The following is an 11,018-nucleotide window of genomic DNA, read 5'->3' as shown; positions in this document are numbered from 1 at the left end:
GGTGCTGGGAGTAAGGTGAGAGAGCTCCCCCATCCCGTATCGAGTGCGGGGCAGGCTCTGCCTTCGCAGGAATGACGAGGGGGGACGCAGGAATGACATGAGCCTCGGGAGCGACGGGGGTGAGGGCTTAGGGTGAACGGGTTGGAAGGAGCGACATGCACATTCTGTTTGTGACGATCCATATGAAGCCGGATCACCGGGAGGAGTATCTGGCGGAGATGCTGCTGAATGCGAAGGGCGCTCGGGAGGACGAGCCGGGGTGCCTTCGGTTCGACGTGGTGCAGGACGCGAACGACGCGAACACGATCCACCTGTACGAGGTGTACACGGATGAGGCGGCGTTCCAGGCGCATACGCAAGCGCCGCACTTCCTTCGGATGCGGGAGACCACCGGCGACTGGCGCGAGGGGCAATCGGTGCACATGGGGAGCAATCTTGCGCCGACGGACGAGGAGTGGGGGTAGGGGGTGGCCGTTCGCGCCCTTCGACTGGCTCAGGGCGAGCAGTGGGAGCGCCATATGTCGGGGTTCCTGCCTTCGCAGGAACGACAGTTGGGGGCGCGGAGGGGGTCTGACGTGAGGTTGCCCCACGCCCTTGGATACCGGCTTCCGCCGGTATGGAGGGCTTTTGTGGGGCTGGCACGCGTCGGGGTTCCTGCCCCCGTATCGGGTACGGGGCATGCTTCGCAGGAACGACGGGTCGGGATCGGGAATGACTGATTGTGTACCAGAGTCGGAGATGAATTGAGAGGAGAATGAGATGCCACGAGTTAAGTTGCTGACGGAGAAAGAGGATGTTGGGGAGGAGCAGCACGCGGAGATTGATGCGATTGTGGAGACGCTGAACCGCGTCGGGGGGCCGTTTGGGGTGCTGCTGTACAGCCCGGGGCTAGCGCAGAAGGTGATGGAGGCGGGCGCCCATGTGCGGCTGCAGTCCACGCTATCGCAGGTGGAGCGGGAGCTGTGCATCATCGCGGTGTCGCGGGAGAAGGACGCGCGGTACGAGTGGGCGTCGCACGTGGCGACGGGCCGGCGGCAGGGGATGCGCGAGGAGGCGATCGAGGTCGTGCGGAACCGCGAGGATGTGAGCGGGCTGGAGCGGGACGAGCAGGACATCATCACCTACGTGCGGCAGTTGCTGCAGACCAACAAAGTCGAGCAGGGGCTGTTTGACTCGCTGGTGGAGCGGAAGGGCACTCGCTGGCTGGTGGAGCTGACGGGCACGATTGGCCAGTACCAGTACATCTCGGCGATCAACAACGCCTTCGACCTGCAGCCGGCGGAGGACGCCGACCAGCTGCCGGTGCCGTAGGGGGGGCGGTCCGTTCACCCTTCGATTTCCCTCAGGGCGAACGGGCCGGCCACGCATCCTTAGGGACAAATGGGAGAGTCGATGGAGGGGCCGCAGGAGCGATTCGTGCAGGGGCCGCAGCAGTCGGGGACGCTGTACCAGCGCGTGGGGGGCATCCCGTACTTCAACGCGCTTGTGGAGAGCTTCTACGCGAAGGTGGAGGCCGACCCGGCGCTGCGGCCGCTGTACCCGGAGGACCTGGAGCCGGGGAAGAACCACCTGGCGATGTTCCTGGTGCAGCTCTGGGGCGGGCCGCCGTACTACTCGATGGAGCGGGGGCGGCCGTTGCTGCGGATGCGGCATTTGCCGTTCGCGATAGGCCAGGCGGAGCGGGACGCGTGGTTCTCGCACATGAGCGCGTGTGTGCTGGAGTCCGGTGTGGACCGGTCGGATGCGACGATGCTGATTGATTATTTTGAGAAGGCGTCGCAGTTCATGATCAATAAGGATTGAGGGTCGGACGGGTTACAGGGTCAACGTGGCGAACGGGGGCAACTACAAGGGTTGCCCCTATTTTCTTGGTTGAGGTGGGGGTGGGGGCAGGGCGAGTGGAGATGCCCCGCACGGCCCCTGGATACCGGCGTCCGCCGGTATGGAGACGGAGGGGGGGTGGGTCACTCGGTATTGCTCCCAGGAGAGATTACCCCACCCGGGGTCCGTTCATACCCTTCGAGAGCCTCAGGACAGGCTTCGATTTCCCTCAGCACGAACGGACGCTCCCCACCCTGGGGCTCCCCCCATTCCAGCCTTCCCCCCGAGGGGGAAGGGGCCCCTCTCCGCCGCCCTTCTGGATTCCCCCGCTTTCGCGGGGGCAGGCTCTGCCTTCGCAGGAATGACGCGGAGAAGGGGCAGGAATGACGCGGGGGGAATGCTAGTCCAATGGCTCGGTGATGGGGATGCCCCGCCCCTGGATACCGGCCTCCGCCGGTATGGAGGCGGTGGGGGGTGCGTCAAGGCAAGGGTGGTTGCCATGCGTCGGGGTTCCTGCCCCCGTATCGGGTACGGGGCATGCTTTGCAGGAACGACGGGTTGGGGGCGGGAATGACGCGGAGGTGGAGATTGCGGCGAGCGGGGGCGCCTTCCCCGCCCCTGGATACCGGCCCCGTATCGCGGTACGGGGCATGCTTTCGCCGGTATGGAGGCGGAGGGGTTAGCGGATGGCGACGAGGAAGATGCGGCGGAAGGGGAAGATGGTTCGGCCGTCGGCTTGCTTGGGGTAGTGGGGGGTTACTCGGGTGGTGTATTCCTCGATGAAGGCGGCGCGTTCTTCGTCGGTGAGGGGGTCGAGGAGGGGGCGGAGGGAGGAGCCGGAGGTCCACGCTACGATGGGGTTGTCGCCCTCTAGCTGCTGGTGGTAGGTGGTCTCCCAGATGTTGAGGTAGCTGACGAGGGGCCGGACGATGTCGTAGTACTGCTGCGGGGTGAGCACCGGGAGCTCGCGGAGGATGGGGACGACGCGGTCGCGCCAGCGGTCGTTGCGGGCGGTGTCGGCCATGCCGACGTGGCTGGGCTCCCGCCAGTTGTTGGGCACCTGGATAGCGAGGGCGCCGCCGGGCTTCACCGTTTCCACGATGCGCGGGTAGAGGGTGTGGTGGTCGTCCATCCACTGGAATGCCGCGTTGGAGTAGACGACGTCGCCGAGAGTGTCGGGCTGCCACGTCGTGAGGTCTGCTTCCACCCACTCGATGTCCGAGTGCTCGGCGCGGGCGCGGGAGAGCATGTCGGGGGAGCCGTCGACGCCGATGACACGGGCGTCGGGCCAGCGCCGCTTGAGGTAGACGGTCGCGGTGCCGGGACCGCAGCCGAGGTCGTAGACGACCTGCGGGCGGTCGGCGGGGACCTGCGCGAGGAGGTCGAGGGCGGGTCGCAGGCGCTCGTTGCCGAAGGTGAGGTAGACCTCTGAGTTCCAGTCCGTCATGGGGGTATTTTACGCGCTTCGCGGTGTTGGTGCGCGGGGGTGCAAGGGAATCGCGAAAGAGGTCTGTAGTGGGGATGCCCCGCCCCTGGATACCGGCGTCCGCCGGTATGGAGGCGGAGGGGGTGGCTATTCAACCTTGTTGGTGGTGGGGGTGCCCCACCCCTGGATACCGGCCTCCGCCGGTATGGAGGTGGAGGTGAGGGGGTGGAGCGGGCGATGGGAGTTGAACCCACGACAACCTGCTTGGAAGGCAGGGGCTCTACCGCTGAGCTACGCCCGCTTGCCGCGACACTCGGCCTTGGATGGCCGACCATTTCAGTATAGACGGTTGGCGAGGAGAATGCAGAGGCTGGTTCAGGGGGTCGGGAGGGCGTCTGCGTATTCGGCGAGGAGCGTGAGGGCGGCGTCGGCGGCTGCGCGGCGGACCTGCTCGCGGTCGCCGGTGAGGTGCAGGGTGCGGACGGTCTCGTAGCCGTCGCGGGCGGATAGGGCGCGCCTTGCAGACAAGGCGACGTAGAAGAGGCCGACGGGCTTGGTGTCGGTTGCGCCGCCGGGGCCGGCGATGCCAGTGTCGGCGATGGCGACGTCTGCGCGGAAGAGGGCTCGGGCGCCGCGGGCCATCGCGAGGGCGACGGGCTCGCTGACGGCGCCGCCTGCGAAGGCGTCGTCGGGGACGGCGAGGAGCTCGGACTTGGCGTCGTTGGCGTAGGCGGTGACGGCGCCGAGGAAGTAGCGGGACGCGCCGGGTGCGGAGGAGAGGAGGTAGCTGAGGAGGCCGCCCGTCGCGGACTCGCCGACGGCGACGGTGAGGGCGCGCTCGGTGAGGGCTTCGGCGAGGCGGTTGAGGTCAAGCATGGGGGTATTGTAGCTGGGTGGGAGGAGTGGGCAAGGGCAGGGGAGGGCGGACGTGGGGGGCGGGCGCTTATGCCCCCCCGTTCACCCTTCGATTTCCCTCAGGGCGAACGGCCCCTCACCCCGCGCCCGGGTTCCCACCCTCGTCGGTTTGCAGGTAATGGAGGCCTTGGCGAATGCCCCCGCTTCACCGCCCCTCTGGATCCCGGCGTCCGCCGGGATGGAGGGTGGGTGGGGGTTGGGTGAATGAAGGGCTGCGGTTTGTCGGGGTTCCTGCCTGCGCAGGAACGACGAGGGTGGGGGCGGGAACGACGGTTGGGGGTGGGTGGGATATAATGGCGGTAGGAACAACTTTTGAGGCGTGTATGAACCTGGTTTTCGAGCGCGGGGATTCGGCGGCTCCGAAGGGGCATGCGCTGCTGTATTTTCGGGAGAGCGACGGCGTTGGGAAGCTGTACTCGAAGTATGTCGTGGTGCTGCCTATTGCGATTGACCTTGTGAAGTACATGCCGCCGTTTCTGGCGACCCAGCTCCCCAACGTGAACGCGCAGGAGCTCTCAGCGTTTGCGTTTCCGCCGATGCCGGAGGAGACGGGCGGGCTCGCGCAGCTGGAGTCGCTGGCGGAGGCTCGGGGCGACGACCTGGTCTTCGGCGGCGACGTGCCGGCGGGGCAGGTGCAGGACATGCTGATGCGCGTGAACGACGTGGTGCAGGAGTACGCAGGGCGGTACCAGAGCTACATCGGCGACGCGGCGACGGCCGGGGCGGTGTCGGAGCCGGAGGCGATCAGCGGGCACAGCATCAACGAGGTGCTGTTCGAGCTGATGAGCGACCGGGACCGGCTGGGCGAGCTCTCGAAGCTGACGGGGCGGCTGCGGTTCGCCGTCGAGGGGAGCGACGCTCGGCAGGTGCAGGACGCTGAGGACGAGGTGCGGGTGCTGTCGCGGTACCTGCCGGAGCGGTACTACATTGACTCGCTGCTGCGGGCGGCGAAGGACCCGTCGCGGAACGGCGGGGACCTCGCGCAGCTGTACCTCGAACGGTGCTACAAGCTGGCGGATGAGGACTACCCGAGCCTGGCGGACATCGAGGAGCGGATACGGGGGTTGGAAGCGGGGTAGCTAGCGAAACTCGTTCTGCCGCCGCTCTTGTTCCCGTTGACGACTGCGTTCCTTCCCATTACTCTCTCCCTAGTCACTTCGTGCGCGCTGCGCGAGGTGGAATGCCAGAACCTACGAGGAGGAGTTGGATGCTCACACGCGAAGACAATGAGATGCTCACTCAGGTTGGGCCGGGGACGCCGATGGGCGAGTTGATGCGGGAGTACTGGATGCCCTTCGGACTCTCCAACGAGCTGCCGGAGGCGGACTGCCCGCCCGTCCGCGTCATGCTGCTTTGCGAGGAGCTGGTCGCGTTCCGTGACAGCAACGGCAAGGTGGGCCTGGTCGACAACTACTGCCCGCACCGCCGGGCGAGCCTGTTCTTCGGCCGGAACGAGGAGCAGGGCCTCCGCTGCGTGTACCACGGCTGGAAGTTCGACACCACCGGTTCCTGTGTCGACATGCCGTCGGAGCCGGCGGAGAGCAACTTCAAGGACAAGGTCAAGATCAAGGCGTACCCCGTCGAGGAGCGCGGCGGCATCATGTGGACGTACATGGGGCCTCGGGCCAACCCGCCGGGGCTGCCGGAGCTGCCGTCGAACATGATGGAGGACGTGGTTGTATCGGCGTACATGCGGCCGTGCAACTGGATGCAGGCGCTGGAGGGCGACATCGACACGGTCCACACGCTGTACCTGCACCTGGGCCTGACCCAGTACGAGGACACGCCGGTGGGAAGCTGGGCGTGGTGGCACCTGCAGAACCGGGCGCCGCACTACGCGGCCATCGACACGGACTTCGGGACGATGTACGGGGCGTACCGGCCGGCGATGGAGGGGATGAACTACTGGCGCTTCGCCAACTTCCTGATGCCGTTCTACGCGATGACGCCGCCCGGCGTGCTGGGGCTGGAGCACAAGTTCCGCGCCTGGGTGCCGATGGACGACACCCACACGCTGGCGATCTCGTCGAACCAGCGGTCGCCGCTGTTTGGGCCCAACGGCGAGCGGCCGAAGGGCAAGTGGGCGTCCGGCGCGACCGAGACGTACCCCAACGGCACCGGCTTCTTCGACCGCTTCCGCTGCGTCGCCGACATGGACAACGACTTCCAGATTGACCGCGAGAGGCAGAAGACCGAGTCCTTCGCCGGCCTGAACAGCATCTTCCTGGAGGACCAGGCGGTGACCGTCAGCATGGACCCGATCGTGGACCGCGAGAAGGAGCGGCTGGGGACGAGCGACCAGATGATCATCCGCTCGCGGCGGCGCCTGCTTCGGGCCGCGCGCTCGTTGCAGGAGGGGGAGACCCCGCCCGGCGTCGACAACCCGGAGGTGTACGCGGTGCGGTCGGGCGGCGCGATGCTGCCCATCGGCTGCGACTGGTACGAGGCGACGAAGGACTTCCGCGACGGTTGGATCGACCACCCGGAGCTCGACCGCGCCATCATCGGCGGCGTGCCGGCGGTGTAGGGGGGCGGGAACACTCGCCCCACGAATGGCACGGGGCGAACGTAAGTAGAGACGAAAGAGGGCCCGGCGGGGTTTCCGCCGGGCCCTTTCTAAGCAACCCTACTGTTTTGAGGATTCAATTGAGTACAAGAGAGGCACCACCGGAGCTAGTCGCCGTCGAACAGCGACTCAGCGACTCAGGCACTCCCAATGGGAGTGTCGAGCCTGAGCGGGTTTCAGTTAGAACGCTTCTGGCTTGGTTTGGCTATTCGAGACGTGGCATCCACAAGGTAGCGCACATAAGAAACACACTAGAGGCTCTCGGCTTACAAACCAACCCTGACTTTGAATTCACTTACATTGACGAATCCATATCTATTGAATTGGATTCCAGTGCCCAAGCTTCCACAGAAGCAGGCGAAATCGTTGAGTCAATTGCAGACCCGACAGTTAGGATTGGGACGCTTGGTGCCGCCAACCAAGCGCCAATCTACGTTGCACCAGATGCTCTCGTCACACAGGCCGTAACGATAATGCAATTGAAGGATTACTCACAGTTGCCGGTTATGGTGACTGAACGGGAAGTCAAAGGCGTAATATCTTGGAAGTCCATAGGCGCTAGGACAATGTTGGGGAAGACTTGCAAATACGTTAGGGACTGCATGGAGGCTGGAAGGGAGGTCTTGACCAATACGCCCCTATTGGACGCTGTTCAGGAGATCTCTGAACATGGTTATGTCTTGGTTAGGGGAGAAGACAATCGAATTGTGGGCATAGTAACGTCGAGCGATTTGGGAAATCAGTTTATGGAACTAGCTGGCCCGTTCTTGATCTTGGGTGAAATTGAAATGCACCTGAGGCGGCTTGTGCTAAGGGGCTTCACTTTGCACGAACTCCAAGACACATCGGGTGGTCTGGACGGACATACAATTGAAGGTTCGGCTGACCTAACATTGGGCGACATATGCCATCTATTGGAAAAGAAAGACAATTGGGACAAACTGCAGCTGGCGATTGACCGCGCAGTCTTTGTGGAGCACTTGGATAGAGTGAGAGAAATCAGAAACGGTGTAATGCACTTTCATCCAGACGGAATAGAGCCGGAGGACAAAGAAACACTGCGTGAATGCGCACGTTTCCTAAGGAACATCGCTCAGATGCAGACCTAGTGGATTGGGCCATTGGCGGTATGGCAGTCAGGGGCTAGCTGCATTGTTGTACTTCGACAGGCTCGGGGCGAACGGAAGAGATAGAGAAGAGGGCCCGACGGAGTTTCCGCCGGGCCCTCTTTCGTTTGGTCGGTTGGCGTCGAGCCGTCGGTGGCGATGGTTGGGCGGGGTTGCCTAGTCCTGCGGGGCGAAGCGCGCCTGCAGGTGCTCGACGTGGTGGCGCTCCTCGGCGCATTCGGCCACGGAGAGCTCGACCTGGATTGTGACGTGGTTGAGCCCGTGGCTGTACACGATCTTCCGGAGCTGCTTCAGGATATCCTCCTGCCGGCCGGCCTGAGTGGGGCTCACGAAGACGTGGGCCGTGAAGGCGTCGTAGCCGGAGGTGATGGTCCAGGCGTGGACGTCGTGGACGAGGGTAACTCCTTCGACGTCCTCCATCTCGCTGCAGATGTTGTAGATGTCCACGGTCTCCGGCGTACCCTCCAGCAGCACCTTGAAGACGCGCATGAAGAGGCCCCAGGAGACCTTGAGGATGAGCAGGCCGATGAGGACGCTCATGATGGGGTCGGCGATGTACCACTCGAAGGTGAGGATGAGGATGCCGGAAATGATGACGCCGACGGAGCCCATGAGGTCGGCGAGCACGTGCTGGAATGCACCCTCGACGTTGAGGCTCTCGCCCGCGGCCCGGTGCAGCACCCATGCGGCGGCGATGTTGATAATCAAACCGACGACGCCGACGCTGAACATCAGCGGGCCCTCGACCTCCGGGGTGTCGAAGAAGCGGTGATATGCCTCGAAGAAGATCCAGCCGGCGATAAGCCAGAGGCTGACGGTATTGGCCAGCGCGGCGAGGACCTCTGTGCGGTAGAAGCCGAAGGTTGACCCGGCGGCTGCCGGCCGGTTGGCGATCCACATGGCGAAGAGGGCCAGGGCGATCGAGGCGGCGTCGGTGAGCATGTGAGCGGCGTCGGCGAGAAGAGCGAGGCTGCCGGACAGGACGCCGCCGACGACCTCGACGAACATGAAGCCGCCGATGAGGATTAGGGCGAGGACCAAGCTCTTCTTGCTGGCGCCTCGCAGGTCGTGGGCGTGGTCATGGCCGCCGTGCCCATGGTGGTGGCCGTGGCCGCCGTGCCCATGGTCGTCATGGTCGTGGCCTTCGTGGTCATGGCCCTCATGGTCGTGGGCGTGGTCATGCTCGTAGTGGGCGTGATCGTGGCCCTCGTGGTCATGCTCGTCGTGGGCGTGGTCATGGCCCTCATGGTCGTGGGCGTGGTCATGCTCGTCGTGGGCGTGGTCATGGCCCTCATGGTCGTGGGCGTGGTCATGCTCATCGTGGGCGTGGTCATGGCCCTCATGGTCGTGGGCGTGGTCATGCTCGTCGTGGGCGTGATCGTGGCCCTCGTGGTCATGGGCGTGGTCATGCTCATCGTGAGCGTGGTCATGGCCCTCGTGGTCATGCTCGTGATCGTGCCGGTGCTCTGTCGTCACGACGGCTCCCTTCCGTGCAATAGCGGATGTCCGGCAGGGCATCCCCTAGCCGGACATCCGACTTGCGTTTCGATCGGGTTACCTATAGCGCCCTTTCGGGACCGACACGCTACGCGACGGCGTGTGCGACGTGGTGGGGGTCGTCATCAGCGGCGCAGTGCTCACCGCCGTGCTCGTGGCAGTGGATGTGACCGTGCTCGTCCATGGTCTCGACGCCGCCTATGGCAGCGCAGGCCTGGTCACCGTGGGTGTGGCAGTGGCCAGCGCCGTGCTCATGGCAGTGGGCGCCATCGTGGGTGTGGCAATGCTCGCCGGCATGCTCGTGACAGTGGTCGTCGTGCTCGTGGCTGTGGTCATGTGTGGTCATGCATTCCTCCTTGCCATCTTCCTTGATTGAGACACAACTGAGATACCCCCAAAGTACCCAGTGAGACTAGCCATGTCAACCCACTACAAATGAATGATACAAGGTCTACCGATACCCATCCAACCACATCAAAAGCCGGTATTTTCCTGGCAAACGAAACCTCCCTCTTCCAAGGGATTTCCGCAGCATTCATCCTCTTCAGCGACATTGCGGAGCGCCCAGGACAATGTCCCGCGCCCACTGATACGAATTCTCAATCCACAGAGGCCAAGGGTCAGAAAACTCATGATTGAGGGGCCTCGGAAGGCGGCGAAACGAGGGGATGGTGGCGAATTTTCGGTCTGCTGCCCCCTCCGAATGCTCAACTCAGGCCGGGGTTGCCCTATAATCAAAATAGCTTGTGTCGACGGAGGTGACGATGAAGCGAAGTTGGCCCCGGTCCCAGAGCACGAGCTGGTGGTCCGCGCTTCTTGCGCCGGCGGCAGCCCTTTGCCTGCTGGCCGCGGCGGCGTGCGGCGACGCGGAGCCCGCCACCGCTCCGGATAGCGACGCAGCCGTGTCGACGGACTCCAGCCCCGCCACTGCCGACTCGGTGACGGCCACGACGGACTCCGCGCCAGAGCCGAGCACTCCCATCGGGCACGAGGTTGGCAACCTGGCGCCGGACTTCACGGTGGAGACCGTCGCGGGCGAGTCGTTCAACCTGTCCGAGGTCACGGCAGCGGGGTCGCCGGTTCTCCTCTACTTCTTCACAACGTGGTGACCGACATGCAATGCCGAGTTTCGGCATCTGCGATCACTCTATCCCGACTACCAGGATGACGTTGTCCTGATTGGTGTGGGCATTGACCCAAGCGAGTCAGAGGAAAGGATCAGCGGGTGGGCAGACAGGAATGACTTCTTCTGGCCCCTGGCCCCCGTAAGCGCGGACCCCGTCAAGGACTACCGTATCTCGCAGCAGTCGGCCGCGGTGGGCATCGACGCCTCGGGCGAGATTGTCCTGCGCAAGAACGGCGGGCTGCAAGGTGAGGGCAAGTGGCGAGAGTGGCTGAACACCCTATCGGGCAAGACGGCGTCGGCGGAGCCTGAGGCTCCGTCGGCGGCCGCCTCCACTTCGGGGACGCTGCCGACTTCCGCCGTCAGCGATGCGACGCCTGTGCAGACGGAGCCCACGGCAGCGCCCGCGCCGACAACGGCGCCGGTGGCAGCGCCGACCGCCGTCACCGCTCCGACTGACGCACCCGCGCCTGTGGTGGCTCCGGCGCCGACGATTACGCCATCGCCGATTCCGACGGCGACGCCTCGGCCCGCGCCGACGGC

12 protein-coding genes and 1 tRNA gene are annotated in these 11,018 nt (G+C 64.6%); 8 read left to right on the top strand and 5 right to left on the bottom strand.

All coding sequences use genetic code 11. From position 1 onward, the window contains the following. Positions 1-155 precede the first annotated feature (155 nt). From OXC99_11905 to OXC99_11895, 3 genes are all read left to right on the top strand, one after another. Positions 156-464 carry a putative quinol monooxygenase gene (locus tag OXC99_11905; protein MCY4625687.1) on the top strand — a complete coding sequence of 103 codons (309 nt, stop codon included), beginning with the start codon at positions 156-158 and terminating at the stop codon, positions 462-464. A gap of 295 nt (positions 465-759) precedes the next feature. Continuing rightward, positions 760-1,311 (top strand): carboxymuconolactone decarboxylase family protein, encoded by a 552-nt coding sequence (locus OXC99_11900; protein ID MCY4625686.1) that lies wholly within the window; start codon positions 760-762, stop codon positions 1,309-1,311. Positions 1,312-1,380: 69 nt separating this feature from the next. Continuing rightward, entirely contained in the window at positions 1,381-1,803 is a 423-nt protein-coding gene (locus OXC99_11895; GenBank protein ID MCY4625685.1) for a globin, read from the top strand. 697 nt (positions 1,804-2,500) lie between these two features. Here the strand turns inward: OXC99_11895 and OXC99_11890 are convergent. The 3 genes from OXC99_11890 to OXC99_11880 all read right to left on the bottom strand — a co-directional run bounded on the left by OXC99_11890 (position 2,501) and on the right by OXC99_11880 (position 4,123). Continuing rightward, positions 2,501-3,268: a methyltransferase domain-containing protein gene (locus tag OXC99_11890; protein MCY4625684.1), complete on the bottom strand. Its 768-nt coding sequence runs from the start codon at positions 3,266-3,268 to the stop codon at positions 2,501-2,503. 205 nt (positions 3,269-3,473) lie between these two features. Next, positions 3,474-3,548, bottom strand: a tRNA-Gly gene (locus OXC99_11885). Between the two features lie 74 nt (positions 3,549-3,622). Further along, positions 3,623-4,123, bottom strand: coding sequence for a nicotinamide-nucleotide amidohydrolase family protein (locus OXC99_11880; protein ID MCY4625683.1), 501 nt, complete (start codon positions 4,121-4,123; stop codon positions 3,623-3,625). 362 nt (positions 4,124-4,485) lie between these two features. Between OXC99_11880 and OXC99_11875 the strand changes: the two genes are divergently transcribed. The 3 genes from OXC99_11875 to OXC99_11865 all read left to right on the top strand — a co-directional run bounded on the left by OXC99_11875 (position 4,486) and on the right by OXC99_11865 (position 7,837). Next, positions 4,486-5,241 carry a hypothetical protein gene (locus tag OXC99_11875; protein MCY4625682.1) on the top strand — a complete coding sequence of 252 codons (756 nt, stop codon included), beginning with the start codon at positions 4,486-4,488 and terminating at the stop codon, positions 5,239-5,241. 128 nt (positions 5,242-5,369) lie between these two features. After that, positions 5,370-6,689 carry a Rieske 2Fe-2S domain-containing protein gene (locus OXC99_11870; GenBank protein ID MCY4625681.1) on the top strand — a complete coding sequence of 440 codons (1,320 nt, stop codon included), beginning with the start codon at positions 5,370-5,372 and terminating at the stop codon, positions 6,687-6,689. Between the two features lie 119 nt (positions 6,690-6,808). Next, positions 6,809-7,837, top strand: a complete 1,029-nt coding sequence (locus OXC99_11865) for a CBS domain-containing protein (protein MCY4625680.1) — start codon at positions 6,809-6,811, stop codon at positions 7,835-7,837. A 174-nt stretch (positions 7,838-8,011) separates the two neighbouring features. Here OXC99_11865 and OXC99_11860 read toward each other — a convergent pair whose 3' ends face one another. Both OXC99_11860 and OXC99_11855 read right to left on the bottom strand, forming a co-directional pair. Continuing rightward, entirely contained in the window at positions 8,012-9,331 is a 1,320-nt protein-coding gene (locus OXC99_11860) for a cation diffusion facilitator family transporter (GenBank protein MCY4625679.1), read from the bottom strand. Positions 9,332-9,440: 109 nt separating this feature from the next. Beyond that, complete coding sequence (locus OXC99_11855) at positions 9,441-9,698, bottom strand: hypothetical protein (GenBank protein MCY4625678.1); 258 nt, start codon at positions 9,696-9,698, stop codon at positions 9,441-9,443. Positions 9,699-10,116: 418 nt separating this feature from the next. Here OXC99_11855 and OXC99_11850 point away from each other — a divergent pair, with 418 nt between their 5' ends. Next, entirely contained in the window at positions 10,117-10,461 is a 345-nt protein-coding gene (locus tag OXC99_11850; protein MCY4625677.1) for a redoxin domain-containing protein, read from the top strand. Between the two features lie 75 nt (positions 10,462-10,536). Then, positions 10,537-11,018 (top strand): hypothetical protein (locus tag OXC99_11845; GenBank protein ID MCY4625676.1); only part of this gene is annotated, 482 nt, incomplete at its 3' end.

This window comes from Chloroflexota bacterium, assembly GCA_026713825.1.
GTDB lineage: Bacteria > Chloroflexota > Dehalococcoidia > Lucifugimonadales > UBA1127 > UBA1127.
This window is presented reverse-complemented; position numbering and strand designations above follow the sequence as displayed.

Excerpts from the sequence above, each read along its gene's own strand:
- OXC99_11905 (MCY4625687.1), top strand. The coding sequence starts at position 156 with ATGCACATTCTGTTTGTGACGATCCATATGAAGCCGGATCACCGGGAG.
- OXC99_11900 (MCY4625686.1), top strand. The coding sequence starts at position 760 with ATGCCACGAGTTAAGTTGCTGACGGAGAAAGAGGATGTTGGGGAGGAG.
- OXC99_11895 (MCY4625685.1), top strand. The coding sequence starts at position 1,381 with ATGGGAGAGTCGATGGAGGGGCCGCAGGAGCGATTCGTGCAGGGGCCG.
- OXC99_11890 (MCY4625684.1), bottom strand. The coding sequence starts at position 3,268 with ATGACGGACTGGAACTCAGAGGTCTACCTCACCTTCGGCAACGAGCGC.
- OXC99_11880 (MCY4625683.1), bottom strand. The coding sequence starts at position 4,123 with ATGCTTGACCTCAACCGCCTCGCCGAAGCCCTCACCGAGCGCGCCCTC.
- OXC99_11875 (MCY4625682.1), top strand. The coding sequence starts at position 4,486 with ATGAACCTGGTTTTCGAGCGCGGGGATTCGGCGGCTCCGAAGGGGCAT.
- OXC99_11870 (MCY4625681.1), top strand. The coding sequence starts at position 5,370 with ATGCTCACACGCGAAGACAATGAGATGCTCACTCAGGTTGGGCCGGGG.
- OXC99_11855 (MCY4625678.1), bottom strand. The coding sequence starts at position 9,698 with ATGACCACACATGACCACAGCCACGAGCACGACGACCACTGTCACGAG.
- OXC99_11850 (MCY4625677.1), top strand. The coding sequence starts at position 10,117 with ATGAAGCGAAGTTGGCCCCGGTCCCAGAGCACGAGCTGGTGGTCCGCG.